This window comes from Streptomyces sp. 184, assembly GCF_045781775.1.
Taxonomy (GTDB): domain Bacteria; phylum Actinomycetota; class Actinomycetes; order Streptomycetales; family Streptomycetaceae; genus Streptomyces.
Map to the genome: position 1 here is coordinate 3,992,841 of NZ_CP123230.1, position 24,480 is coordinate 4,017,320.

23 protein-coding genes and 1 riboswitch are annotated in these 24,480 nt (G+C 74.8%); of the genes, 16 read left to right on the top strand and 7 right to left on the bottom strand.

What is annotated here, in order from left to right; all coding sequences use genetic code 11:
* Positions 1-41: 41 nt before the first annotated feature.
* Positions 42-2,267, bottom strand: coding sequence for an NADP-dependent isocitrate dehydrogenase (locus QBL21_RS16645; RefSeq protein ID WP_407562982.1), 2,226 nt, complete (start codon positions 2,265-2,267; stop codon positions 42-44).
* Between the two features lie 191 nt (positions 2,268-2,458).
* Here QBL21_RS16645 and QBL21_RS16650 point away from each other — a divergent pair, with 191 nt between their 5' ends.
* Positions 2,459-3,163, top strand: a complete 705-nt coding sequence (locus QBL21_RS16650) for a DUF2993 domain-containing protein (protein ID WP_407562983.1) — start codon at positions 2,459-2,461, stop codon at positions 3,161-3,163.
* 31 nt (positions 3,164-3,194) lie between these two features.
* On the opposite strand, the gene QBL21_RS16655 is transcribed toward QBL21_RS16650, so the two are convergent.
* Both QBL21_RS16655 and QBL21_RS16660 read right to left on the bottom strand, forming a co-directional pair.
* Positions 3,195-3,572 carry a hypothetical protein gene (locus tag QBL21_RS16655; RefSeq protein ID WP_407562984.1) on the bottom strand — a complete coding sequence of 126 codons (378 nt, stop codon included), beginning with the start codon at positions 3,570-3,572 and terminating at the stop codon, positions 3,195-3,197.
* A 422-nt stretch (positions 3,573-3,994) separates the two neighbouring features.
* Complete coding sequence (locus tag QBL21_RS16660; RefSeq protein ID WP_407562985.1) at positions 3,995-4,336, bottom strand: DUF6479 family protein; 342 nt, start codon at positions 4,334-4,336, stop codon at positions 3,995-3,997.
* A gap of 144 nt (positions 4,337-4,480) precedes the next feature.
* Between QBL21_RS16660 and QBL21_RS16665 the strand changes: the two genes are divergently transcribed.
* From QBL21_RS16665 to QBL21_RS16680, 4 genes are all read left to right on the top strand, one after another.
* Positions 4,481-5,920 carry a GuaB1 family IMP dehydrogenase-related protein gene (locus QBL21_RS16665; RefSeq protein ID WP_407562986.1) on the top strand — a complete coding sequence of 480 codons (1,440 nt, stop codon included), beginning with the start codon at positions 4,481-4,483 and terminating at the stop codon, positions 5,918-5,920.
* Positions 5,921-5,980: 60 nt separating this feature from the next.
* Positions 5,981-6,436 carry an Lrp/AsnC family transcriptional regulator gene (locus QBL21_RS16670; protein WP_407562987.1) on the top strand — a complete coding sequence of 152 codons (456 nt, stop codon included), beginning with the start codon at positions 5,981-5,983 and terminating at the stop codon, positions 6,434-6,436.
* 156 nt (positions 6,437-6,592) lie between these two features.
* A complete protein-coding gene (locus QBL21_RS16675) occupies positions 6,593-7,381 on the top strand; it encodes a carbon-nitrogen hydrolase family protein (RefSeq protein WP_407562988.1) in 789 nt (262 codons plus the stop codon).
* A 153-nt stretch (positions 7,382-7,534) separates the two neighbouring features.
* Positions 7,535-9,238, top strand: coding sequence for a flavin monoamine oxidase family protein (locus QBL21_RS16680; protein WP_407562989.1), 1,704 nt, complete (start codon positions 7,535-7,537; stop codon positions 9,236-9,238).
* A 78-nt stretch (positions 9,239-9,316) separates the two neighbouring features.
* On the opposite strand, the gene QBL21_RS16685 is transcribed toward QBL21_RS16680, so the two are convergent.
* Positions 9,317-10,021 carry a DUF5995 family protein gene (locus tag QBL21_RS16685; RefSeq protein WP_407562990.1) on the bottom strand — a complete coding sequence of 235 codons (705 nt, stop codon included), beginning with the start codon at positions 10,019-10,021 and terminating at the stop codon, positions 9,317-9,319.
* A 193-nt stretch (positions 10,022-10,214) separates the two neighbouring features.
* Positions 10,215-10,345: riboswitch (FMN riboswitch) on the top strand.
* A gap of 177 nt (positions 10,346-10,522) precedes the next feature.
* On the opposite strand from QBL21_RS16685, the gene ribD reads away from it, so the two are divergent.
* The 10 genes from ribD to QBL21_RS16735 all read left to right on the top strand — a co-directional run bounded on the left by ribD (position 10,523) and on the right by QBL21_RS16735 (position 19,170).
* The gene (gene ribD, locus QBL21_RS16690) at positions 10,523-11,665 is read left to right on the top strand and encodes a bifunctional diaminohydroxyphosphoribosylaminopyrimidine deaminase/5-amino-6-(5-phosphoribosylamino)uracil reductase RibD (RefSeq protein ID WP_407566452.1); all 1,143 of its coding nucleotides are present in this window, start codon (positions 10,523-10,525) and stop codon (positions 11,663-11,665) included.
* 2 nt (positions 11,666-11,667) lie between these two features.
* A complete protein-coding gene (locus QBL21_RS16695) occupies positions 11,668-12,285 on the top strand; it encodes a riboflavin synthase (RefSeq protein ID WP_407562991.1) in 618 nt (205 codons plus the stop codon).
* Positions 12,282-12,947, top strand: coding sequence for a nicotinamide riboside transporter PnuC (locus QBL21_RS16700; RefSeq protein ID WP_407562992.1), 666 nt, complete (start codon positions 12,282-12,284; stop codon positions 12,945-12,947). Before QBL21_RS16695 ends, QBL21_RS16700 begins: the two co-directional genes overlap by 4 nt.
* Positions 12,944-14,296, top strand: a complete 1,353-nt coding sequence (locus QBL21_RS16705) for a bifunctional 3,4-dihydroxy-2-butanone-4-phosphate synthase/GTP cyclohydrolase II (RefSeq protein ID WP_407562993.1) — start codon at positions 12,944-12,946, stop codon at positions 14,294-14,296. The genes QBL21_RS16700 and QBL21_RS16705 overlap by 4 nt, the downstream gene beginning before the upstream one ends.
* A gap of 92 nt (positions 14,297-14,388) precedes the next feature.
* Positions 14,389-14,874 (top strand): 6,7-dimethyl-8-ribityllumazine synthase, encoded by a 486-nt coding sequence (gene ribH, locus QBL21_RS16710; protein ID WP_407562994.1) that lies wholly within the window; start codon positions 14,389-14,391, stop codon positions 14,872-14,874.
* Positions 14,875-14,908: 34 nt separating this feature from the next.
* Complete coding sequence (locus tag QBL21_RS16715; RefSeq protein WP_407562995.1) at positions 14,909-15,181, top strand: phosphoribosyl-ATP diphosphatase; 273 nt, start codon at positions 14,909-14,911, stop codon at positions 15,179-15,181.
* Between the two features lie 51 nt (positions 15,182-15,232).
* The gene (gene hisG, locus QBL21_RS16720; RefSeq protein ID WP_407562996.1) at positions 15,233-16,081 is read left to right on the top strand and encodes an ATP phosphoribosyltransferase; all 849 of its coding nucleotides are present in this window, start codon (positions 15,233-15,235) and stop codon (positions 16,079-16,081) included.
* Positions 16,078-16,518 carry a PH domain-containing protein gene (locus QBL21_RS16725; protein WP_407562997.1) on the top strand — a complete coding sequence of 147 codons (441 nt, stop codon included), beginning with the start codon at positions 16,078-16,080 and terminating at the stop codon, positions 16,516-16,518. Before hisG ends, QBL21_RS16725 begins: the two co-directional genes overlap by 4 nt.
* 169 nt (positions 16,519-16,687) lie before the next feature.
* Complete coding sequence (locus QBL21_RS16730) at positions 16,688-18,067, top strand: hemolysin family protein (protein WP_407562998.1); 1,380 nt, start codon at positions 16,688-16,690, stop codon at positions 18,065-18,067.
* Positions 18,064-19,170 carry a CNNM domain-containing protein gene (locus QBL21_RS16735; RefSeq protein ID WP_407562999.1) on the top strand — a complete coding sequence of 369 codons (1,107 nt, stop codon included), beginning with the start codon at positions 18,064-18,066 and terminating at the stop codon, positions 19,168-19,170. The genes QBL21_RS16730 and QBL21_RS16735 overlap by 4 nt, the downstream gene beginning before the upstream one ends.
* Positions 19,171-19,185: 15 nt before the next feature.
* On the opposite strand, the gene QBL21_RS16740 is transcribed toward QBL21_RS16735, so the two are convergent.
* Complete coding sequence (locus QBL21_RS16740; protein ID WP_407563000.1) at positions 19,186-21,051, bottom strand: AAA family ATPase; 1,866 nt, start codon at positions 21,049-21,051, stop codon at positions 19,186-19,188.
* A gap of 424 nt (positions 21,052-21,475) precedes the next feature.
* The gene (locus QBL21_RS16745) at positions 21,476-22,084 is read right to left on the bottom strand and encodes a uridine kinase (RefSeq protein ID WP_407563001.1); all 609 of its coding nucleotides are present in this window, start codon (positions 22,082-22,084) and stop codon (positions 21,476-21,478) included.
* A gap of 176 nt (positions 22,085-22,260) precedes the next feature.
* Here QBL21_RS16745 and QBL21_RS16750 point away from each other — a divergent pair, with 176 nt between their 5' ends.
* Positions 22,261-23,634 carry a peptidase C39 family protein gene (locus tag QBL21_RS16750; RefSeq protein WP_407563002.1) on the top strand — a complete coding sequence of 458 codons (1,374 nt, stop codon included), beginning with the start codon at positions 22,261-22,263 and terminating at the stop codon, positions 23,632-23,634.
* A gap of 94 nt (positions 23,635-23,728) precedes the next feature.
* Here QBL21_RS16750 and QBL21_RS16755 read toward each other — a convergent pair whose 3' ends face one another.
* Positions 23,729-24,361, bottom strand: a complete 633-nt coding sequence (locus QBL21_RS16755) for a GNAT family N-acetyltransferase (protein ID WP_407563003.1) — start codon at positions 24,359-24,361, stop codon at positions 23,729-23,731.
* Between the last annotated feature and the right edge of the window lie 119 nt (positions 24,362-24,480).

Genomic DNA, 24,480 nt, shown 5'->3' on the forward strand with positions numbered 1-24,480 from the left:
GCGGTGGCGGCGGTACGGGCGCGGGGCGGGCCCCGCCGCGCTCAGCCCAGCGTCGACAGCGCCTCGTGGAGCGTCCGCGACGGGCGCATGACCGCCGCCGCCTTCTCCGGGTCCGGCCGGTAGTAGCCGCCGATGTCGGCCGGCTTGCCCTGCACGGCCAGCAGCTCCTCGACGATCTTCTCCTCCTGCTCCGCCAGCGTCGCCGCGAGCGGCGCGAACGCCTCCGCGAGCCGCGCGTCGTCCGACTGGCCCGCCAGCTCCTGCGCCCAGTACAGCGCCAGGTAGAAGTGGCTGCCGCGGTTGTCGATGCCGCCGACGCGGCGGGTGGGCGACTTGTTCTCGTTCAGGAACGTGGCCGTCGCCCGGTCCAGGGTGTCGGCGAGGACCTGGGCGCGGGCGTTGTCCGTCGTCTGCGCCAGGTGCTCGAAGGAGACGGCCAGCGCCAGGAACTCGCCCAGGCTGTCCCAGCGCAGGTAGTTCTCCTTGACCAACTGCTGCACGTGCTTGGGCGCGGAGCCGCCGGCGCCGGTCTCGAACAGGCCGCCGCCGTTCATCAGCGGGACGACGGAGAGCATCTTGGCGCTGGTGCCCAGCTCCAGGATCGGGAAGAGGTCGGTGAGGTAGTCGCGCAGCACGTTGCCGGTGACCGAGATGGTGTTCTCGCCGCGGCGGATCCGCTCCAGCGACAGCGCCATCGCGTCGGCCGGGGCGAGGATCCGGATGTCCAGGCCCTCGGTGTCGTGCTCCGGCAGGTACGCGCGCACCTTCTCGATCAGGCGCGCGTCGTGCGCCCGGGTCTCGTCCAGCCAGAAGACCGCCGGGTCGCCGGTGGCGCGGGCACGGGTGACGGCGAGCTTCACCCAGTCGCGGATCGGCGCGTCCTTGGTCTGGCACATGCGGAAGATGTCGCCCTGGGCGACGGGCTGCTCCAGCACGACGTCGCCGGCCCCGTCGACGACGCGTACGGTGCCGGCCGCGCCGACCTCGAAGGTCTTGTCGTGGCTGCCGTACTCCTCCGCCTTCTGCGCCATCAGGCCGACGTTGGGCACCGAGCCCATCGTCGCCGGGTCGAAGGCGCCGTGGGCGCGGCAGTCGTCGAGGACGACCTGGTAGATGCCCGCGTAGCTGCTGTCCGGGATGACCGCGAGGGTGTCCGCCTCGGCGCCGTCCGGGCCCCACATGTGGCCGGAGGTACGGATCATCGCGGGCATCGAGGCGTCCACGATGACGTCGCTGGGCACGTGCAGGTTGGTGATGCCGCGGTCGGAGTCGACCATCGCCAGCGCCGGCCCCTCGGCCAGCTCCTCGTCGAACGACGCCTTGATCGCGGCGCCCTCGGGCAGCGCGTCCAGGCCGGCGAGGATGCCGCCGAGCCCGTCGTCGGGGGTCAGGCCCGCGGCGGCCAGCGTCTCGCCGTGGTGCGCGAACGTACGCGGGAAGAAGGCCCGTACGGCGTGGCCGAAGACGATCGGGTCGGAGACCTTCATCATCGTGGCCTTCAGGTGCAGCGAGAACAGCACGCCCTCGGTCTTCGCCCGGGCGACCTGCTCGCCGAGGAACGCGCGCAGCGCCTCGACGTGCATCACGGAGGCGTCGAGCACCTCGCCGGCGAGCACAGGCACCGACTCGCGCAGCACCTCGGTGGTGCCGTCCGCGGCGGCCAGCTCGATGCGCAGGCTGCCGTCCCGGTCGACGACCGCGGACTTCTCGGTGGAGCGGAAGTCGTCGGCGATCATGTGCGCGACGTTCGTCTTCGACTCCGGCGTCCAGGCGCCCATGCGGTGCGGGTGGTTGCGGGCGTAGTTCTTCACCGAGGCGGGGGCGCGGCGGTCGGAGTTGCCCTCGCGCAGCACGGGGTTGACGGCGCTGCCCTTGACCTTGTCGTAGCGGGCGCGGATGTCGCGCTCCTCGTCGGTCTTGGGCTCGTCCGGGTAGTCCGGCAGGTCGTAGCCGTGCGTGCGCAGCTCGGCGACGGCGGCCTTGAGCTGCGGGATGGACGCCGAGATGTTCGGCAGCTTGATGATGTTCGCGCGCGGGGTCTTGGCCAGCTCGCCCAGCTCGGCGAGCGCGTCGGCCACCTGCCGGCCGGCCGGCAGCCGCTCGGGGAACTGGGCGAGGATCCGCCCGGACAGCGAGATGTCGCGGGTCTCCACCTCGACCCCGGCGGTCGCGGCGTACGCCTGGACCACCGGCAGGAACGAGTACGTCGCCAGGGCCGGGGCCTCGTCGGTGTGGGTGTAGATGATCGTCGATGCTGATTCGGTCACCGGGTGCTCCAGTCCGCGTCGCTGCTCTGCCGGATTGCTTGATATCAAGATATCCCGTGGACCGCACGCGCCGGACAGGGCCCTGCGCCACGGCTCGGTAGAGATGCGTCACACCTGCCCGGCGGCGCGGAAGGCGGCCCGGGGGAGCGGATAGGCTCCCGGGACCGACGCTCCCGGGGGGGACCTGTCTCATGCGTGGACTGCGGATCGTGCTCGTGGTGTGTCTCGTGCTCGGCGTGCTCTTCGTCGCCGCCGACCGGCTGGCCGTGTACGTGGCCGAGGGGAAGGTCGCGGAGAAGATCCAGGCCCGGCAGGGCCTTGAGGGCAGCACGGACGTGTCGATCAAGGGCTTCCCCTTCCTCACCCAGATCTACGGCAAGCACCTCGACGACGTCGAGGTCACCATGACCGGCATCCGCGCGGACCCGGCCGCCGCCGGCACCGGGGAGCGGCTGATGATCTCCGAGTTCCGCGCGGACCTCGGCGGCGTCGAGCTGGACGGGGACTACGGCGGTGCGACCGCGGAGAGCGCCGAGGGCTCCGCCCTCATCGCGTACGAGGCGCTGACCGCCGTGGCCGGACGCCAGGGGGTCACCTTCGGCTACGGCGGCGACGGCAAGGTGAAGGTCACCGCGAGCGCCGAGGTGCTGGACGCGCAGGAGCCGGCCGAGGTGCTCTCCACGGTCGAGACCGTGGGCGGCGACACCATCCGGCTGCACGCCGAGGAGATTCCGGCCGCCGGCGTGCCCGGGGCCGAGGAGGCGGTCCGCGGGGCCGTCGACGTCGAACGGCAGGTCGGCGGGCTGCCCGACGGGGTACGGCTCGACATGGTCACCGCGACCGACGAGGGGATCGTGGTCGACGTGGCGGGCCGGGGCATCCGCGTCGCGGGCTGACGGCCGGCCGTTCCCACGCCCCGCCCCGGGATCAGACCAGGTTCACCAGGAAGTCGCGGCACGCCTGCTCGCAGCGGCGGCACGCCGCGGCCCGCTCCGCCGCCCCCGGCGCGGTGGCGGCCAGCCGCTCGTAGTCCTCGGCGCACGCCGCGCACGTCTCGGCGCACAGCTCGACCTGTGTGCGCAGCCCCGGCGCGTCGTACCGGCCGTGCTGCGTGAGCATCCGCGAGGTCTGCTCGCACACGTCCGCGCACCGCAGGTCCAGCCGCTGCACCGCGCCCGGCTCCGCGGCTCCGGCGGGCTGGAGGCACGCCGTCGCGCACTCCGCACACGCCTGGGCGCAGAGGAACCCGTCCTCGATGTAGCGGACGAGGGCCTCACGATCGAGCTCGTCGGTCGAAACAGCCACCTGGGATCGCCTCCTTCACCGTCGTCTCCTGGTCCCTGCCCCCTCGGCGGTCCGGCGTCAGGACACCGGGCCCGGCTGGGGACTGGGCTCCGGCACCGGGTCGGGGCCCGGCGGCCTGGGGATCGGATCCGGCGCGGGCGGCGGCTGCGGCACTGGCCCGGGGCCCGGCCCCGGCCCTGGGCCCGGATCGGGTACGGGGCGGGGGTCGGGCCCCGGCCCGGGCGGCGTCGGGGTCGGGGTCGGCAACGGCGGTACGGGGTCGGGTTCGCGGTCCGCCGCCGGCGGCGGACCGGCGGGCGTGCGGTTCCAGGTGTCCGCTGCCGGCATCCGGCTCGGCTGCGTCGACATGTCGTCCTCCCGTGACGGGGCGTGCGCGTGTTTCCGCTGCGGTCAAGGGGGCGGCTGCCCGCCCGGGCGCGACTTCACGCCCCCGCACCGGAAGATCCGCCCGATTGCCGCCGCCCGGGGCGGGTGCCGGAGTTGCCGTGGCCACGGAGCCGGTGCGCGGTCAGCCGGCGTCCGCGCCGGGGCACCTCCACGGGCTCGCGATGCTCCTCCGTGACCCGCCGGACCGGGCCGGACGCCGGCGGCCTGGGCTGGTCCTCGGGCCGCGGCGGCGCGGGCTCCCGGGACCGTATCCGGATGCCGAGCCACACCGCGCCGACCAGCACGGCGACCAGGACGAGGCCGATGAGGAAGGGGAGCAGGGCGGCGGTGACCGCCGTGTCGGCGGCGAGAACGCGGGTGTGCGGGTCGGTGTCCATGGCACCCGGGGTACCCGCGGGCCGCCCTCCTGCACGTCTCCGCGTCCCGTCGCCGCACGTTCGTACGATCGCACCGCGACGCCGCCGCCGGGCCGGAGGATCCGTCCGGGGGCGATCCGGCGGTGGCGTGGGACACTGAAGTACGTGCGTTTCCTGAATGACTCCTCCGCGCCCTATGACCTGACCTACGACGACGTGTTCATGGTCCCCCGCCGCTCCGCCGTGGGCTCCCGGCAGGCCGTGGACCTCTCCTCCGCCGACGGCACCGGCACCACCATCCCCCTGGTCGTCGCCAACATGACGGCCATCGCCGGCCGCCGGATGGCGGAGACCGTGGCCCGCCGCGGCGGGCTCGTGGTCATCCCGCAGGACATCCCCATCGACGTCGTCGCGGAGGTCGTCTCCTGGGTCAAGGGGCGCGACCTGGTGCTCGACACCCCCATCGTGCTCGGCCCCCACTCCACCGTCGCCGACGCGCTGGCGCTGCTGCCCAAGCGGGCGCACGGCGCCGCCGTGGTCGTCGAGGACGGCCGCCCCGTCGGCGTCGTCACCGAGTCCGACCTCAACGGCGTGGACCGCTTCACCCAGCTCTCCGAGGTCATGTCCCGCGAGCTGCTGACCCTCGACGCGGACCTCGACCCGCGGGAGGCGTTCAACCGGCTGGACGCGGCCCACCGCCGGCTCGCCCCCGCCGTCGGCCCCGACGGGCGGCTCGTCGGCCTGCTCACCCGCAAGGGCGCCCTGCGGGCCACGCTCTACACCCCCGCCACCGACGCCCGCGGCCGGCTGCGCGTCGCCGCCGCGGTGGGCATCAACGGCGACGTCGCCGGCCGCGCCAAGCAGCTCCTCGACGCCGGCATCGACACCCTCGTGGTGGACACCGCGCACGGCCACCAGGAGCAGATGATCCACGCGCTGCGCGCCGTCCGCGCCCTCGGTCCCGAGGTGCCGGTGGTGGCGGGCAACATCGTCGCGGCCGACGGCGTACGCGACCTGGTCGAGGCGGGCGCCGACATCGTCAAGGTCGGCGTCGGCCCCGGCGCGATGTGCACCACCCGCATGATGACCGGCGTCGGCCGCCCGCAGTTCTCCGCCGTGCTGGAGTGCGCCGCCGAGGCGCGCCGGCTCGGCAAGCACGTGTGGGCCGACGGCGGTGTGCGGCACCCCCGGGACGTGGCCATGGCGCTGGCCGCCGGCGCCTCCAACGTCATGATCGGCTCCTGGTTCGCCGGTACCTACGAGTCCCCGGGCGACCTCCAGCAGACCGCGGACGGGCGGCTGTACAAGGAGAGCTTCGGCATGGCCTCGGCGCGCGCCGTACGCGGCCGTACCGCGGAGGAGTCCGCGTACGACCGCGCCCGCAAGGGGCTCTTCGAGGAGGGCATCTCCACCTCGCGAATGTTCCTGGACCCGGCGCGGCCCGGCGTCGAGGACGTCATCGACGCCGTCGTCGCGGGCGTGCGCAGCGCGTGCACCTACGCCGGGGCGGCGACGCTGGAGGAGTTCCACGAGCGGGCCGTCGTCGGCGTGCAGAGCGCCGCGGGCTACGCCGAGGGCAAGCCGCTGCACGCGAGCTGGCAGTAGCCCTTGCGGCGGGGCCGGCCGCGGCGGGAGCCGCCCGGCCGGCCGTGGTGTACTGCGGACATGCGACTCGACGAGCTGGACGAGCGGATCGTGCGCGCCCTCGCCGAGGACGCCCGCCGCACCTACGCCGACATCGGCGCCGGGGTCGGCCTCTCCGCGCCCGCGGTCAAGCGGCGCGTGGACCGGCTGCGCGCCGCCGGCGCCATCACCGGCTTCACCGTACGCGTCGACCCCGCCGCCCTCGGCTGGGCCACCGAGGGCTACGTCGAGCTGTACTGCCGCTCCAAGACCGGCCCCGCCGACATCCGCCGCACCCTGTCGCGCTACGCCGAGGTGGCCGCCGCCTCCACGGTCACCGGCGACGCCGACGCCATCGTGCAGATCTTCGCCACCGACATGCGGCACTTCGAGGAAGTGCTGGAACGGATCGCCGGAGAGCCCTTCGTCGAGCGCACCAGATCGGTCCTCGTCCTCTCCCCGCTCGTCCGCCGCTACGCCCCCGACCCGCCGCTCTGAGCCGCCCGCCCCCGCGCCGCGCAACGGATCACCGCCCGGGCCCCGGCAGACGCAACGAATCGCCTGGTCGGACGCAATCGACGGGCCTTGTTCCGGGCCTTGCGCAGGACGTACCGTCGAGGGAACGAACCGCACCACCCGCCTGCGAGGTTGCACATGGCGCCGCTGCGCATCGCCCTGCTCCAGGGGCCGGCCGGGGTGCCTCCGAGCAGACAGGAGGGCCTCGCCGCACTGGAGGCCGCCGCCCGGACCGCCGCCGCCGGGGGCGCGCGGCTGCTGGTCGCCTCCGAGCTGTTCCTCAGCGGGTACGCCACCGACCCCGCCGGCCGCGCCGAGCCCGCCGACGGCCCGGGCGCCCACGCCGTCGCCGGCATCGCCGCCGACCACGGCCTGTCCATCGCCTACGGCTACCCGGAGCGGGCCGGCACCGACGTGTACAACGCCGTCCAGCTCATCACCCCGTACGGCTATCCGCTGGCGAACTACCGCAAGACCCACCTCTTCGGCGACTTCGAGCGGAAGTTCTTCACCCCGGGCGAGACCCCGGTGGTCCAGGCCGACGTCGACGGCATCCGCGTCGGCATGCTGGTCTGCTACGACGTGGAGTTCCCCGAGGTGGTACGGGCGCACGCCCTGGCCGGCACCGAGCTGCTGCTCGTGCCCACCGCGCTGATGCGCCCGTACGAGTTCGTGGCCCGCACGCTCGTGCCCGCGCGCGCCTACGAGAGCCAGCTCTACGTCGCCTACGCCAACCGCGTCGGCGCCGAGGGCGAGCACCACTTCGCCGGGCTGAGCTGCCTGGCCGCACCCGACGGCACGGTGCGCGCCCGCGCCGGGCACAGCGGCGAGGACCTGATCCTCGCCGACGTCGACCCGGCCCGGATAGCCGGCGCCCGCAGCGACAACACCTACCTCGTGGACCTGAGGCCCGAGTTGTACGCCTGACGCCTCCGACTCTCCCGCGCGAGACGCGCACGCCCGAAGACCACCGGCCCGTACCCCGTGCCCCATACATCCATACACCCGTACACCCGTACACCCGCGCGCCCAGGCGACCGCCGCGCGCCGCCCTGCCCGAACGCCGAGGAGCCCTGCCCGATGACGTCCACCGTGCCCACCGCCGTCCACCCCGCGGGGGAGGAGACCGCCCGGCGGCCGATCACGATGTTCGGCCCCGACTTCCCCTTCGCGTACGACGACTTCCTCGGCCACCCCGCCGGGCTCGGCCAGGTACCGGCGACCGAGCACGGCACCGAGGTCGCCGTCGTCGGCGCGGGGCTCTCCGGCCTGGTCACCGCGTACGAGCTGATGAAGATGGGCCTGAAGCCGGTGGTCTACGAGGCGGACCGGCTCGGCGGCCGGCTGCGTACCGAGACGTTCCCCGGCTGCGACCCCGCGCTCACCGCCGAGATGGGCGCGATGCGCTTCCCGCCGTCGTCCACGGCGCTGCGGCACTACATCGACCTCGCCGGCCTGCAAACGCGCCCGTTCCCCAACCCGCTGGCCCCCGGCACCCCGTCGACCGTCGTCGACCTCAAGGGCGAGTCGCACTACGCCCGCACCATCGACGACCTGCCGCAGGTCTACCGCGACGTCGCCGCCGCCTGGGCCGACTGCCTCGAGGAGGGCGCCGACTTCACGGCCATGAACCGCGCCATCCGCGAGCGCGACGTGCCGCGCATCCGCGAGCTGTGGGCCGCTCTGGTCGAGCGGCTCGACAACCAGACCTTCTACGGCTTCCTCTGCGACTCCGCGGCGTTCCGCTCCTTCCGGCACCGGGAGATCTTCGGCCAGGTCGGCTTCGGCACCGGCGGCTGGGACACCGACTTCCCCAACTCCATCCTGGAGATCCTGCGCGTCGTCTACACCGAGGCCGACGACGACCACCGCGGCATCGTCGGCGGCAGCCGGCAGCTCCCGCTGCGGCTGTGGGAGCGGGCCCCGGGCAAGATCGTGCACTGGGCGCAGGGCACCTCGCTGGCCGCCCTGCACGGCGGCGGCGCCCCGCGCCCGGCCGTCACCCGGCTCGGCCGCGCGCCCGGCGAGCGGATCACCGTCACCGACTCCTCCGGCGACGTACGCACCTACCGGGCCGCGGTCTTCACCGCCCAGTCGTGGATGCTGCTGTCGAAGATCGACTGCGCCGACGAGCTGCTGCCCATCGACCACTGGACCGCCGTCGAACGCACCCACTACATGGCGTCCGCCAAGCTGTTCGTGCCCGTGGACCGGCCGTTCTGGCTCGACCGCGACGAGCGGACCGGGCGCGACGTGATGTCCATGACGCTCACCGACCGCATGACGCGCGGCACCTACCTCCTCGACGACGGCCCGGACCGGCCGGCGGTGATCTGCCTGTCGTACACCTGGTGCGACGACAGCCTGAAATGGCTGCCGCTGCCCGCCGAGGAGCGGATGGAGGTCATGCTCAAGTCGCTCGGCGAGATCTATCCGGGCGTCGACATCAGGAAGCACGTCATCGGCCCGCCGGTGGCGGTCTCCTGGGAGGACGAGCCGTACTTCATGGGCGCGTTCAAGGCGAACCTGCCCGGCCACTACCGCTACCAGCGGCGGCTGTTCACCCACTTCATGCAGGAGTCGCTGCCCGCGGGCAAGCGCGGGCTCTTCCTGGCCGGCGACGACATCTCCTGGACGGCGGGCTGGGCCGAGGGCGCGGTGCAGACGGCGCTGAACGCGGTGTGGGGCGTGATGCGGCACTTCGGCGGCGCCACCGACCCCGCCAACCCCGGGCCCGGCGACGTCTTCGACGCCATCGCCCCGGTGGAGCTGCCGGAGGACTGACGCGGCGGCGGCGCCGGGCGCCCGGTGTGTACGCGGGACGCGGAGGCCGTTTCACGCACTACGGGCCGGCCGCCCGGCTCAGTCGTCGAAGCGGCCGCGCAGCGGCACCAGCAGGCAGCGCGAGACCAGCCCCACCGACTGGTCCAGCCGCACGCTGAACTCCTCGCCCACTTCCGGCAGTCCGCGCAGCCGCCACAGCACCCGGGCCGCCGCCCACGCCGCGTCCCGGGCCCGCTCCAGGCTCCACGCCCCGGCGAGGTGGGTCAGCGGATCCGCCACGTCCAGCAGGTCGGGACCCGGCATGAGCTGCTCACGGATCCGCTCCTCCAGCCGGACGAGCAGGTCGCCCACGCGCTCGTAGTCGCCCTCGACGTCCTCCGGTTCGCGCCGCAGCGCGCGGCAGGTGGCGACGACGGCGAGCGGGAGGTCGTAGCCGATATGGGCGTTGATGCCGGCGAGCGCGAACTGAAGCGGGTGGACGCCGCGATGGCGGCGGGCCTGGAAGAGCGGGCGCCAGCACGCCGGCGGGCGGCGGCCCGCCGCGGCGTCGTCCACCGCGGCCAGGAACCGGCCGGCGAAGTCCGCGGACAGCCCGGCGGTGGCGGTCCGGTCGGCGAAGCCGCCGGCCGCCAACTGCTGCCGCACCTCGTCGGTCACCGCGAGATACACCGACGTGAAGACCGCCACCCCGTCGCGCCCGGGCAGCTCGCACGCCAGCGCCCGCATCCGGCCGGCGGCGGCGTCGAGGGTCACGGAGGCGGTCCTTTCCCGCACGGACGTCATGGCCGCCACCCTGGCAGCCGGCACCCCGCGCGGCCATCACCCTCCCGGGCGAGCCCTCGATCACCCCCCGTACGGGTGGTGCCCGCCGCCCCGCCGGGGCGGTCCCGGGGCGGCGCGGAGGTGACCCAGCCCACAGCGCCCGGCGGATTGACCCGTACGCGGGCGTGGCAGACTGGAGGCGTACCAGTGACGTACGCGCACTCCGGGGTCGGTGAAAATCCGAACCGGCGGTTAAAGTCCGCGACCCGGCCGCTGCCAGCGGCCGGTTGACCAGGTGAAATTCCTGGACCGACGGTGAAAGTCCGGATGGGAGGCAGTGCGCGGCGGGATGCCACAGGTGCGCCGCCGGCGGCGGCCCGCCCCTTTTCCGGGCGGTCCACCCGTCTCCCGGCCGGTGCGCCGGTGATCGCGTTCCCGTGACTGTCGTGAACGACAGGCCCCGGAGTCCGTGCCCGAAGAGGCAGGAGGACCCGGGTGGCCACCCCAGCCGAAGCGCAGGCCATGCGCCGCGCCATCGCGCTCGCCTCCCGGGCGCTCGGCGACACCAGCCCCAACCCCGTGGTCGGCTGCGTGATCCTCGACGCCGCCGGCCGGCCGGCCGGCGAGGGCCACCACGCCCGCGCCGGCGGCCCGCACGCCGAGGTCGCCGCCCTCGCCGACGCGGGGGAGCGGGCCCGCGGCGGCACCGCCGTCGTCACCCTCGAACCGTGCAGCCACACCGGCCGCACCGGCCCGTGCGTCACCGCCCTGGCCGCGGCCGGCGTCGCCCGTGTCGTCTACGCCGTCGCCGACCCCACCCCCGCGGCCGGCGGCGGGGCCGCCGCGCTCGCCGCCGCCGGTATCGAGGCCGAGGGCGGCCTGCTCGCCGACGAGGCCGCCGCCGGGAACGAGCCGTGGCTGACCTCCGCGCTGCGCAGGCGGCCCTACGTGCTGTGGAAGTACGCCGCCACCCTCGACGGCCGCAGCGCCGCCGCCGACGGCACCAGCCGCTGGATCACCTCGCCCGCCGCCCGCGCCGACGTCCACCGGCTGCGCGCCGAGGCCGACGCCGTCGTCGTCGGCTCCGGCACCCTGCGCGCCGACGACCCGCAGCTCGCCGTCCGCGGGCCGCGCGCCGAAGCCGGCGTCACCCAGCCGCTGCGCGTCGTCACCGACACCGCGGGCACCTCGCTCACCCCCGCGGCCCGGATCCTCGACGGCGCCGCCCCCACCCTCGTCGCCGTGGCCGACGACGCCGCCGACGCCGACGCCGACCGCCTCGCGGCCGTCCTCGACGCCGCCGCGGAAGGCGCCGGCCGCCGGGCCGACGTGGTGCGCCTGCCGCGCGCCGTCACCGGCCGCGGCCTCGACGTCGCGGCGCTGCTCGCCGCGCTGTACGGGCGGGACGTGCGCTCCGTACTGCTGGAGGGCGGCCCCACCCTGGCCGGGGCGTTCCTCGCCGCCGGCGTCGTGGACCGGGTCGTCTGCTACCTCGCCCCCGTTCTGCTGGGCGCCGGGCCCGCCGCGCTCGCCGACGCCGGAATCGGGACGATCGGCGAGGCGTTGCGCCTCGATGTGACCGCCGTCGACCACCTCGGCCCCGACCTGCGGCTGACCGCCGTGCCGGGTCCCGCACCCGAGCCGCCCGCCACCAAGGAGAGCTGACGTTGTTCACCGGAATCGTGGAAGAACTCGGCGAGGTCGTCGCCGTCGAAGAACTGCCCGACGCCGCCCGCTTCCGGCTGCGCGGCCCCGTCGTCACCGAAGGCGCCCGGCACGGCGACTCCGTCGCCGTCAACGGCGTCTGCCTGACCGTCGTCGACCACGAGGGCCCGGAGTTCACCGCCGACGTCATGGCCGAGACACTGAACCGCTCCGGCCTCGGCGGCCTCGGCCCCGGCGACCGGGTCAACCTGGAGCGCCCCACCGCCGTCGGCGGGCGCCTCGGCGGGCACCTGGTGCAGGGCCACGTCGACGGCACCGGCGAGATCATGGAGCGCAAGACCTCCGAGAACTGGGAGGTCGTCAAGGTCGCGCTGCCCGCGGGCCTGACCCGTTACGTGGTGGAGAAGGGCTCCATCACCGTCGACGGCGTCAGCCTCACCGTCGTGGACGCCGGCCCCGACTTCTTCACCGTCAGCCTCATCCCCACCACGCTCGCGCTGACCACCCTCGGCCTCAAACAGCCCGGGGACACGGTCAACCTGGAGGTCGACGTCGTCGCCAAGTACGTCGAGCGGATGCTCGCCCCGCACGCCGACCGGGCCCGCGGAGCGCGGGAGTGAGCGCCCTGGACTCCCTGAACGGGGTGGCCTTCTCGGTGTTCGGCGAGGACATCAAGTGGGCCGACATGACCGGCAACCTGCTGGGCCTGGCGGCGCTCGCGCTCGGCTGGCGGCGCTCGGTGGCCGTCTGGCCGGCGCAGTTGCTCTCCGGTGCGGTGCTCGTCGTCGCCTACGCCTCCGCCGGCCTGACCGGCGGCGTCGGCAAGCAACTGCTGGTCGTCGGCGTCTCGGTGTGGGGCTGGACGCAGTGGACCCGCGGCCGGCGCGAGAGCGGGTCGATCAGGGTGCGCTTCGCCACCTGGACCGAACGCGCCTGGCTCGCCGCCGCCACCGCGGCCGGCACCACCGCCGTCGCCCTGGTCTTCCTCGCCTTCCCCTCGCTGTCCTGGAACCCCTGGCCGGACGCCTACCTGTTCACCGGCTCCGTCGCCGCCATGGTCGCCATGGCCCGCGGCTGGGTCGAGTTCTGGTTCGCCTGGCTCGCCGTCGACGCCGTCGGCGTCCCCCTCGCCTACTCCGGCGACCTGAAGTTCTCCGCCCTCGTGTACGTCGTCTACGGCGTCGTCGTCCTCCTCGGCCTGCGCGCCTGGTGGATCGCGAGCCGCCGCACCGCCCCGCCCGCCGCCGCGCGGCCGGAGGCACTGGAAGGAGCCGCCGCATGACCGCCCTTCAGACCTGGCAGCCCACCGGGAACGCGGAGGATCTCCGCCTCGACCCCGTCGAGCGCGCGATAGAGGAGATCGCCGCCGGCCGGCCCGTGGTCGTCGTGGACGACGAGGACCGCGAGAACGAGGGCGACCTCGTCGTCGCCGCCGAGCTGATCACGCCCGCCACCGTGGCGTTCATGATGCGCGAGTGCAGCGGCCTGATCTGCATGCCGATGGAGGGCGGGGCACTGGACCGGCTCGGCATCGGGCAGATGGCCGAGCGGAACACCGAGTCCATGCGCACCGCGTTCACCGTGACCGTCGACGCCTCCGCCGCCCACGGCGTCAGCACCGGCGTCTCCGCCTCGGACCGGGCGACCACGATCCGGCTGCTCACCGACCCCGGCGCGGTGGCCACGGACTTCGTCCGCCCCGGGCACATCTTCCCGCTGCGCGCCCGCGAGGGCGGTGTGCTCGTCCGCGACGGGCACACCGAGGCGGGCGTGGACCTGGCCCGGCTCGCCGGGCTGCGGCCCGCCGCCGCGATCGTGGAGATCGCCGGCGAGGACGGCGAGATGCTGCGGCTGCCGCAGCTCGTGCCGTTCGCCCGCAGGCACGGCTTCGCGATCATCTCCATCGCCGACCTCATCGCCTACCGCCGCGCCACCGAGCCCGCCCCCGCCCCCGCCTCGGCCCCCGTCGAGCCCGCCGCCCCCGCGGACGCCCCCGCCGTACGCCGCGAGGCCGAGACCCGGCTGCCCACCGCGTACGGCGACTTCACCGCGTACGGCTACCGCTCCGCCGCCGACGGCGTGGAGCACATCGCCCTGGTCATGGGCGACGTCGCCGGCGACGACCGGGGCGAGGGGGTGCTCGTACGCCTCCACTCCGAGTGCCTGACCGGCGACGTCTTCGGCTCCCAGCGCTGCGACTGCGGCCCCCAGCTGCACGCCTCGCTGCGCCGCGTGGCCGCCGAGGGCCGCGGCGTCGTGATCTACCTGCGCGGCCACGAGGGCCGCGGCATCGGCCTGCTGTCCAAGCTGCGCGCGTACGAGCTCCAGGAGCGCGGGCGCGACACCCTCGACGCCAACCTGGAGCTGGGCCTGCCCGCCGACGCCCGCGACTACGCCGCCGGCGCCCGCATGCTCGCCGACCTCGGCGTCACCTCCGTGCGCCTGATGACCAACAACCCCGAGAAGGTCGACGCCCTGCTGCGCCACGGCCTGGCCGTCACCGGGCGCGAGCCCACCCCCGTCGAGGCCGGCGAGCACAACCTGCGCTACCTGCGCACCAAGCGCGACCGCATGGGCCACCACCTGCCGTGGCTGGACGGCGCACCCGTCGCGGTGTGCAGCAACCAGTGACGCCGTAGAGGCACCGTTTCCCCTTCATCCCGCATATCCCGCATATCCCGTATGTCTCATGTACCCGCACAGCACAGCGAACGAGGAGAGCCGTGAGCGGCAAGGGCGCACCCGAACTGACCGTGAAGAACTGCGAGGACCTCCGGGTCGCCGTCGTCGCCGCCCGCTGGCACGAGCAGGTGATGGACGGGCTCGTCGACGGCGCCCTGCGCGCCCTCGGCGAGCTGGGCATCGCCGAGCCCACCCTGCTACGCGTGCCCGGCAGCTTCGAGCTGCCGGTGGCGGCCAAGGCGATGGCCGACCGCGGCCACGACGCCGTCGTCGCCCTCGGCGTCGTCATCCGCGGCGGCACCCCGCACTTCGACTACGTGTGCCAGGGCGTGACCGAGGGCCTGACCCGGGTCGGCGTGGAGACCGGCGTGCCCGTCGGCTTCGGCGTGCTCACCTGCGACACCGAGGAGCAGGCGCTCGCCCGCGCCGGGCTGGCGGACTCCGTGGAGGACAAGGGCCACGAGGCGGTCACCGCCGCCGTCGCCACCGCCGCGGCGCTGCGCACCGTGGCCGAGCCCCGGCGCTGAGTGCCCCCGCGGACCCCGTAGACTTGGGCCCACCATGGCCAGCAAGACATTCGAGCAGCTCTTCGCCGAGCTGCACCAGAAGGCCGCCACCGGCGACCCCGCCACCTCCCGCACCGCCCAGCTCGTCGAGCAGGGCGTGCACGCGATCGGCAAGAAGGTCGTCGAGGAGGCGGCGGAGGTCTGGATGGCCGCCGAGCACGAGGGCGAGGAGCGCACCGCGGAGGAGATCTCCCAACTCCTCTACCACCTCCAGGTGATGATGGTCGCCCGGGGCATCTCCCTGGACGACGTCTACGCCCACCTCTGACGTCCGTACGCACCTCTACAGCCGACCGGCAGAACAGGAAGACACACGACCATGCTGCGCATCGCCGTCCCCAACAAGGGTTCCCTCGCCGAGCCTGCGTCGGCGATGCTCCATGAGGCCGGCTACCGGCAGCGCACGGACCGCCACGAACTGGTGCTCACCGACGCCGACAACGACGTCGAGTTCTTCTTCCTGCGCCCCCGCGACATCGCCGTCTACGTCGGCTCGGGCCGCCTTGACCTCGGCATCACCGGCCGCGACCTGCTGCTCGACTCCGGCGCCGGCGCCGAGGAGATCATGCAGCTCGGCTTCGGCGCCTCCACCTTCCGCTACGCCACCCGCCCCGGCACCGCCGCCGGCGTCGCCGACTTCGGCGGCAGGACCGTGGCCACGTCCTTCTCCGGACTGGTCGCCAAGCACCTGGCGGACCACGGCGTGGACGCCGACGTCGTGCACCTCGACGGCGCCGTGGAGACCGCGATCAAGCTCGGCGTCGCCGAGATCATCGCCGACGTCGTGGAAACCGGCACCACGCTGCGGCAGGCCGGTCTGGAGATCATCGGCGAGCCGATCCTCACCTCCGAGGCGGTCGTCGTCCGCGGCACCGGCTCGCCGCGCGAGGAGCCGAAGGTACGGCAGTTCCTGCGCCGGATGCAGGGCGTCCTCGTCGCCCGCCGGTACGTGATGATGGACTACGACATCCGCGCCGAGCACCTGGAGCAGGCCGTCGCCCTCACCCCCGGCCTGGAGTCGCCCACCGTCTCCCCGCTGCACCACGAGGGGTGGGTCGCCGTCCGCTCGATGGTGCCGACGGCCGACGCCCAGCGGATCATGGACGAGCTGTACGAGCTGGGTGCCCGCGCCATCCTCACCACCACGATCCACGCCTGCCGCCTGTGACCGCCGACGAGCTGCCGGTCACCTTCCGGCCACGCCGCACCCGGGTGGTGCTCGCCACCGCGGGCTTCGCGATCTTCGCCACGCTCACCGCGATCGGCATGACGCTGAGCATGAACGTGGGGGAGCGGATCAGCTTCGTCGTCACCGGGCTGCTCTTCCTCGGCGGCCTGCTGCTGCTCGGCCGCCCCAAGGTGGTCGCGGACGACGACGGCGTCACCGTCACCAACCTGACCCACCGCCGGCATCTGGCCTGGGCCGAGATCCTCCGTGTCAACCTGCGGCCCGGCGACCCCTGGGTCCTGCTCGACCTCGCCGACGGCACCAGCCTGCCGGCGATGGGCATCCAGCCGGGCATCGCCAGGCAGCAGGCCGAGCAGGACGCGCGGGCGCTCGCCGGGATGGCCGCGGAGCGCGGCACGAGCGCGTCCGGCGCCTGAGTCTGCCGCACGCCCCGGGGTCGTGTTTACTCTGGTGCGCAGGGCCCCTGAGGGACCCTCCCGGAGCCGCGCGCACCGGGTCACCCGGCGACCCGAGGAGTGAGCCCCCCAGGGCGATGGACGGATCCTCCTGTAGTACCGGCGCCGCCTTCCGCGCGGAGGCGGCGCGATGATCACCTCACTGGCCCTGCTCGGCACGGCGTTCCTGCTCATCCTGGCCAACGGCTTCTTCGTGGCGGCCGAGTTCGGGCTGGTCGCCGTGGAGCGCCCGGAGGCGGAGCGGGCCGCCGCGGCCGGTGACCGGCACGCCGCCCGGGTCGTGGCCGCGCTGCGGCAGCTCTCCTTCCAGCTCTCCGGCACCCAGCTCGGCATCACCCTCACCTCGCTGGTCGTCGGCATGCTCGCCGAGCCCGCGCTCGGCCGGCTGCTGCGCGGCCCGCTGACCGCCGCCGGGCTGCCCGCGGGCGCGGTGCCCGGCACCGCGCTGGCCGCCGGGGTGCTGCTCGCCTCCGCGGCGCAGATGGTCCTCGGCGAACTCGTACCGAAGAACTGGGCGGTCTCCCGGCCGCTGGCCGTCGCCCGCTTCGTCGCGGGACCGCAGACCGCGTTCTCGCGCTTCTTCCGCCCGCTCATCGCGCTGCTCAACACCGCCGCCAACCGGCTGGTGCGGCTGCTGGGCGTCGAGCCGGCCGAGGAGCTGGCCTCTGCCCGTACGCCGACGGAGCTGGGGTCGCTGGCGCGCAGCTCGGCCCAGGCCGGGATGATCGAGCCGGACGCCGCGGACCTGTTCGTCCGCACCCTCTCGCTCGGCGAGCTGACCGCGCAGCACGTGATGACGCCGCGGGTGCGGGTGGTCGCCCTCCAGTCCTCCGCCACCGCCGCGGACGTCCTCAACCTCACCCGCGCCACCGGCCTGTCCCGCTTCCCCGTCTACGCCGACCGGCTGGACGAGGTCACCGGCCTGGTCCACCTCAAGGACGCCCTTGCCGTCCCGGCCGGGCGCCGGATGCGCACCCCCGTCGAGCGGATCGCCGTGCCGCCGCTGCTGGTGCCGGAAACGCTGCCGGCGCAGCCGCTGCTGGAGCGGCTGCGCGGCGGGCAGCCGATAGCCGTGGTCGTCGACGAGTACGGCGGCACCGCGGGCGTCGTGACGCTGGAGGACATCGTCGAGGAGCTGGTCGGCGAGGTCCGCGACGAGCACGACCGGGAGGTCGACGGCGTCCCCGACCTCAGGTCCGCGCCGGCCGCCGACGGACGTCCGGCGTGGGACGCCGACGGCGGCTGCCGCCTCGACGCGCTGCGCCGGATCGGGCTCGCGGCGCCCGAGGGCCCGTACGAGACGGTGGCGGGGCTCGTCGCCGCGCTGCTCGGCCGGATTCCGGCGGCCGGCGACACGGCGGCGCTGCCGGGCTGGCGGCTCGCCGTACGGCACGTCGACCACCACCGGGCGGCGCTGGTACGGCTGGTACGTAGCGCGGACAGCGCGCCAACCGCGTCCGCGACGGCCGCCGCGGCGGCCCCGGGCCGGGCGCAGGGAACGGCCGCGTGAGCGCGCTCCAACTGGCCTTCGCCGCGCTGCTGGTGCTGGCCAACGGGTTCTTCGTCGGCGCCGAGTTCGCCCTCGTCTCCGTACGCCGCAGCCAGATCGAGTCGCACGCCGCCGCCGGCTCCGCGCGCGCCCGCCGGGTGCTGTACGGGCTGGAGCGCCTGCCGCAGATGATGGCCGCCGCGCAGTTCGGCATCACGGTCTGCTCGCTGACCCTCGGCGCCCTCGCCGAACCCGCCATCGCCTCGCTGCTGGAACCCGCCTTCCACACCGCCCACGTCCCCCCGGGCCTCATCCACCCGCTCGGCTACGCCGTCTCGCTGGCCGTCGTCGTCTGCCTCCACCTGGTCGTCGGCGAGATGGTGCCCAAGAACCTGGCGCTGGCCGCCCCCGCCGCCGCGGCGCTGTGGCTCGCGCCCGCGCTGGTCGCCTTCGCCCGGCTCTGCCGGCCCGCCACGGCGCTGCTCGGCGCGCTGGCACGGCACCTCCTGCGGCTCTTCCGGGTGGAGCCGCGCTCCGCGCTCACCAGCGTCTACACCACCGAGCAGCTCACCGACCTGGTCGCCGACTCCCGCGAGGCCGGGCTGCTCGGCGACGGCGAGCAGCGGCGGCTCAACGACGCGCTGGGCCTCGGCTCGCGGCCCGTGACCGACGTGCTGCTCGACCCGGAGTCGATGGTCGCCGTCGCCGCCTCGGCCACCCCGCGGCAGGTCGAGGAGCTGACCGTACGCACCGGCTACTCGCGCTTCCCGGTGCGCGGCGCCGGCGGCACCGGCCCGACGTACCTCGGCTATCTGCACGTGAAGGACGTCCTCGATCTGGACGAGCCCGACCGGGCCGTGCCCGCGCACCTGTTCCGGCCGATGACCGTGCTGCGCCCCGGACTGCCGCTGGACGACGCGCTGGCCGCGATGCGACGCGGCGCCTCCCACCTGGCGGCGGTGGCGGACCCGGCCGCGCCGGGGCGGGTGCTGGGACTGGTGGCGCTGGAGGACGTACTGGAGCTGCTGGTCGGGGAAGTGCGCGATCCCGCGCACCGGCTGACGGTGCGTCAGCGTACGGCGGGAGGGACCGCCGCGGAGGGCGTGCGCACCTCGGTCGGCTGACCGGGCGCCGCGGCCTCAGCCCGCCTCGCTCTCCTCGCCCGGCTCGCGGCCGGAGAGTATCTCGCCGTACGCCTGCATCAGGTCCGGCAGCCGCAGCGTGGCCAGGTCCTCGCGGCCCGGCGGGCCCGGGTAGGCCGACAGCCGCAGGTCGCGGTAGGCGCAGCTCTTCTCGTACAGCGTGCGCAGGAAGCGGCCGTTGCCCAGCTCGTCGATCCAGCCCTGGTCGACGACGTGCCCGCAGATGCTGCGCAGCTCCTCGACGGCCTCCTCGTCCCACTTGTCGCCGTTCTGCGCGGCCAGCACCTCGCCGATGGCGGTCAGCTCCAGCGGCCGGTAGCTGGGGAAGTCGACGCGCGTCGTGAAGCGGGACGTCAGGCCCGGGTTGCTGGAGAGCAGGCGGTCCATGCCCTTGGGATAGCCGGCGAGGATGACGACGAGCCGGTCGCGGTTGTCCTCGGCGCGCTTGAGCAGCACCTGGAGGGCCTCGTCGCCGTACGCGTCGCCGCGGGAGTAGCCGACGCCGGCGAGGCTGTACGCCTCGTCGATGAAGAGCACGCCGCCGAGCGCGGAGTCGATCAGGTCGTTGGCCTTCACCGCGGTCTGGCCGAGGAACTCGCCGACGAGGTCGGCCCGCCCGGCCTCCACCAGCCGGTCGCTGGCCAGCAGCCCGAGCGCGTAGAAGACCCGGCCCAGGATGCGCGCCACGGTGGTCTTGCCCGTACCGGAGGGGCCGGAGAAGACGAAGTGCCGTTTGGGCGGCTGCACCGGCAGGCCCTCGCCCGCCCGCAGGCGCGCCATGTTGAGCTGCGCCGACAGCGCCCGCACCTGGCGCTTGACGGGGTCCAGGCCCACCATCCGGTCGAGGTCGGCCAGCGCCTCGGCGAGCATCGCGGGGTCGGCGGCGGCCGGCTGGTGCGCGGAGCCCGCGTGCAGCGAGGCCCGCTCGCGCAGCACGCCCGCGCCGCCGGCCGGGGCGGGCGGGCGCAGCACCTCGTCGGCCGGCACCAGCTCCCGGCCGTCGGGCGCCGGGGGAGCGGGGTCGCCGGGGGCGGTCTCCTGCTCGGCGCCGCCCAGGGAGACCGACGCCAGGCCCGGCACCGGGTCCAGGCCGTCGAAGTCGTCGAGGCCGTCGATGGCGGCGATCCGGGCCGCGGTGTCCATGAAGGAGGGGTCGATCCGGTGCACCGCCCGGTACAGCGGCAGCGCGGCGGCGCTGCGGCCGGAGCCCTCCTGCGCCCGCGCCAGCCAGTAGCGCAGCTCCTTGCGCTGCGGCTGCTCGCTGCGGCAGCGCATCAGCGCGGCGGAGAGCATCGGCACGGCCTGCCCGTACATCTCCAGCCGGACCCGCGCCATGCCGGCGAACAGCCCGGCCTCGATGCCCAGCAGCGGGTCCTCGGTCAGCGGCACGGTCAGCCGGACGAGCTGCTCCCAGTCCTTGACCAGATACGCGCGGCAGGCGTGCAGGAAGCGCACCTGCGGGTCGGCCTCGGCCGGGGGGCAGGCGGCGAGCGCCTGCTCCAGCTCGGCGACGTGCCGGCCGTCCAGCCAGTGCGAGGCGTGCGCGAGCAGCAGGTCGCGGCCGGAGTCGAGCACCGGCTGCACCCACCAGCCCAGCCAGTACCAGGAGTTGAGGGGGCGGCGGTGCCGGGCGCGCTGCTCGCCGAAGCGGTCGCGGTGCCGGTACATCTCCAGCAGCGCCGTGGCGGTGTCCGCGCGCAGGGCGTGCAGCCCCAGCCAGGCGTCGGCCATCTGCGGGTCCAGTTGTACGGCGGACCTGAACTCCTCCTCGGCCCGGGTGTACGCGCCCATGGTGTAGGCGTCGACGCCCCGCAGCCAGGCCAGCTCCGCAGGGGCGTCCGGCCCGCGCGCGCCGTTGTCCATCACGTAGCCACCAACCGTTCCCCCGTGGATCTCCCCGGGTCGCTGGTCGGCCGTCCCTCACGAACTCCCCTGCGGAACAGGGGAGTTGCGGCAAAGACGGCCTGTTCGCATGGTACCCGCGGCGGCGATGCGGGCCGACGGCACGTATCGGACGCGCACGCGGGGGACCCGGCCGCCCGACGCGGTGACCGTGGGTGAGGGGAGCCCGGTCCGTAAGTCATCCAATTGTTCCCTCTTTGGACAGAACGAAGCCCCCGATCACGGGGGAACAATCGGGGGCTTCGCGCGTGAGGCGGTGCCGGTGGGGCCCGCTCACTGAGAACGTAAGTCCTGTACTGCCCCTGGGTCAAGCGGAGTTGGGGCGTGGAGGGGCCTATTCCGGCCGGGCCTGAGACCGGCTACGCACGGTGTGCGCCCCGCGTGGTCACCGGGCGTGCGCAGGCCCCTGGACCAGCCGGTACGCGTCCCCCTGACGCACCACCAGAAGGCCGGCGTGGGGGCGGGACGGGTCGGCCGAGAAGTGCGCACGCTCCGCCCGCTCCCAGCCGTCCCAGAACCCCGCCAGCCCCGGCCCGTCGCGCCGCCGCCCGCGCGCCCACGCCGCCGCGGCCGGCACCTCCAGCCACAGCAGCCGGGCGAGGCGGGGGCGCAGCTCCCGCCGGCCCGCGCCGACGCCCTCGACGAGCACCACGGGCGCCGGGGGCAGCGTGCGCCGCGCGGTGAAGGCGCGGGCCTGCCAGTCGTACGCGTCGTAGACCGCCGGGCGCCCCGCGGCCAGCGGGTCGAGCACCTGGCGCCGCAGCCGGCCGGTCCAGCCGAAGGGCGCGCGGTGGGTCGCGATGTCGTCCAGCCGGAGCACGGGCGCGCCGCCCAGCGCCCCGGCGAGCCGGTCCGCGAACGTCGTCTTGCCGGACCCGGCGTGGCCGTCGACGGCCACCAGCCGCACGGGTCCGCAGGACGGCGCGAGGCCGCGCAGCTCGCGGGCCAGCGCGGCCAGTGAGGGGTCGGACGCCGGGGCGTGGGTGGCGCTCATCGCCGCAAGGCTACGTCGACCGCCCCGCGGGGCGGTTCTCCACCCCAGGTCACACCAGTGGTATGAACCAATGTTCACCCATCTCATAGCACGGATTGACTTCCTAACGGCAGAGGGAGGGTGAATAGTTGTGGCCTGCCCCCCAGCACGCGCCGCAATCGTCTGGAGAGTCCGCCATGCCCCGAAGTGCGTCACGGCGCGCCGTACTGGCTGCCGCCCTGGCGGCCGCAGCGGCCGGTGCCGCCCCGGCCGCGTCCGCCTCCGCGCTCGCCGCCCCGACCGTGCCCGGCGGCACGGCCGGCCGCCCGCCGCTCGGCAGCTCCCTCGTCGACTACCACGGCTGGTCCTCCGCGTCCGCGTGGCGCCGCGGCAGCGCCCGCGGGACGAAGGCCGCCCCCGGCCGCCGCCCCGGCATCGTGATCGGCCGGCCCGCGGGCCGCACCGACTACGCCGACCCGCACACCGGCACCACCGCCTCCTGGGAGTACGCCACCTGGACCTCCCCGGTCCACCGGCTGGCCCCGCCCGCCACCGAGGTCGTCGCCTCCTGGAACGCCGCCACCCCGGCCGGCACCTGGCTGATGGTCGAGCTGCGCGGCACGTACAACGACGGCGGCCGCACCCCCTGGTACGTGATGGGCCGCTGGGCCGCGGGCGACGGCGACATCCGCCGCACCACGGTCGACGACCAGAGCGACGGCAAGAGCAGCATCTGGACCGACACCTTCGCCATCGACGACGCCGCGAGCGGACTGCGGCTGGTCGACTACCAGTTGCGGGTGACCCTCTACCGCAAGCCCGGCAGCGCCGCGACGCCGCAGGTGTGGCGGGTCGGCGCGATGGGCTCCGACGTACCGGACCGCTTCGAGGTGCCGGCGAGCACGCCGCGGCTCTCCCGCGAACTGGCCGTCCCGCGCTACTCGCAGAACATCCACGTCGGCCGCTACCCCGAGTACGACAACGGCGGCGAGGCGTGGTGCAGCCCCACCTCGTCCCAGATGATCATCGAGTACTGGGGCCGCAAGCCCGCCGGCCGGGACCTGGAGTGGGTCAATCCCGACTTCGACGACCCGCAGGTCTGCCACGCCGCCCGCTTCACCTACGACTACCAGTACGAGGGCTGCGGCAACTGGCCCTTCAACACCGCCTACGCGAGCACGTACCGCGACATGCACGGCGTCGTCACCCGCCTCGGCTCGCTGGCCGACGCCGAGCTGCTCGTCGCCGCCGGCATCCCGCTGATAACGTCCCAGTCCTTCATCGAGGCGGAGCTGGACGGAGCGGGCTACGGCACGTCGGGCCACCTGATGACCGTCGTCGGCTTCACCCGGGACGGCGACGTCGTGGCCAACGACCCGGCCTCGCCGAACAACCCGGCGGTGCGGCACGTCTACAAGCGCCGGCAGTGGGAGAACATCTGGCTGCGCACGAAGCGCTACGACGCCGCGGGCGCGGTCCGCTCCGGCACCGGCGGCATCTGCTACGTGCTGTGGGGCAGCGAGATCACCGGCGCCCAGCGCGCGGCGCTCGCCGCCGTCGGCATCCGCTGACGCCGCGGAGCGCGACACCACCGCAGGACCCGCCCCGCCAGGAGAAGGGGGGCGGGTCCTCGGCGCGTACGGGGGGTACGGGCGCGGGCGGGTGTCAGGTGCCGAACAGCTCCGCGCCGGCCGGCCAGACGTAGCGCAGGCACCCCGGGGAGCCGGCGAGCCTGGCCGGGTCGCCGCCCGGCGGCGGGACGAGGGCGCGCTCCGTACGGGTGCCGCCGAGCGCGGCGTAGAAGGACTGCGCCCGGTCGTTCTGCTCCAGCACCCACAGGTGCAGCCCCGACCCCGGCGAGCGCTCCGCGACGCCCCGGGCGGCCAGCCGCATGAGCCGGGCGCCGACGCCGCGCCGCTGACTGCCGTACGCGACGTGCAGGTTGTCCACCAGCGCGCCCCAGCGGGGGTGCTCGTCCAGGACCGCGTGGGCGAAGCCCACGACGGCGCCGCCGGACTCGCAGACGTACGTCAGGCTCCCTGCCCCGCCGACGCGGCCGCCCCCGGCGCGGAGGTCCGCCAGCCGTGCGGCCCAGACCGCCTCGCGGTCGGCGACGACATCGCCGTCGAGGAAGGCGTCGGAGTAGGCGCCCCGGTAGTGGCGGCGCCAACTGGCCGCGTGCAGCGCGGCGATGGCCGGCGCGTCGGCGGCCCCGGCGGCGCGGAAGTGCGGCTCGGGGCTCGCGGCGTGGGCGGCGGGCCCGGCGGACACGGCGGGTTCGGGCGCGGACTGGGTCACCGGAAGAACTTAGACGAGCGCGCCCGCCGGGCGCATGCCGATTTCTCCGCCGGGCGCCACCTGGCCGGCGCGGATCGCCGGGGGAGCCGACCGGAGCCCGGCGGTCGGCCTCCGCGCGG

Coding starts and splice junctions, on each gene's coding strand:
- ribD (WP_407566452.1), top strand. CDS start 10,523: ATGCGCCGCGCCATCGCGCTCGCCTCCCGGGCGCTCGGCGACACCAGC.
- hisG (WP_407562996.1), top strand. CDS start 15,233: ATGCTGCGCATCGCCGTCCCCAACAAGGGTTCCCTCGCCGAGCCTGCG.
- QBL21_RS16675 (WP_407562988.1), top strand. CDS start 6,593: ATGGCGCCGCTGCGCATCGCCCTGCTCCAGGGGCCGGCCGGGGTGCCT.
- QBL21_RS16680 (WP_407562989.1), top strand. CDS start 7,535: ATGACGTCCACCGTGCCCACCGCCGTCCACCCCGCGGGGGAGGAGACC.
- QBL21_RS16650 (WP_407562983.1), top strand. CDS start 2,459: ATGCGTGGACTGCGGATCGTGCTCGTGGTGTGTCTCGTGCTCGGCGTG.
- QBL21_RS16660 (WP_407562985.1), bottom strand. CDS start 4,336: ATGGACACCGACCCGCACACCCGCGTTCTCGCCGCCGACACGGCGGTC.
- QBL21_RS16705 (WP_407562993.1), top strand. CDS start 12,944: ATGACCGCCCTTCAGACCTGGCAGCCCACCGGGAACGCGGAGGATCTC.
- QBL21_RS16750 (WP_407563002.1), top strand. CDS start 22,261: ATGCCCCGAAGTGCGTCACGGCGCGCCGTACTGGCTGCCGCCCTGGCG.
- QBL21_RS16745 (WP_407563001.1), bottom strand. CDS start 22,084: ATGAGCGCCACCCACGCCCCGGCGTCCGACCCCTCACTGGCCGCGCTG.
- QBL21_RS16715 (WP_407562995.1), top strand. CDS start 14,909: ATGGCCAGCAAGACATTCGAGCAGCTCTTCGCCGAGCTGCACCAGAAG.
- QBL21_RS16685 (WP_407562990.1), bottom strand. CDS start 10,021: ATGACGTCCGTGCGGGAAAGGACCGCCTCCGTGACCCTCGACGCCGCC.
- QBL21_RS16670 (WP_407562987.1), top strand. CDS start 5,981: ATGCGACTCGACGAGCTGGACGAGCGGATCGTGCGCGCCCTCGCCGAG.
- QBL21_RS16740 (WP_407563000.1), bottom strand. CDS start 21,051: ATGGACAACGGCGCGCGCGGGCCGGACGCCCCTGCGGAGCTGGCCTGG.
- QBL21_RS16730 (WP_407562998.1), top strand. CDS start 16,688: ATGATCACCTCACTGGCCCTGCTCGGCACGGCGTTCCTGCTCATCCTG.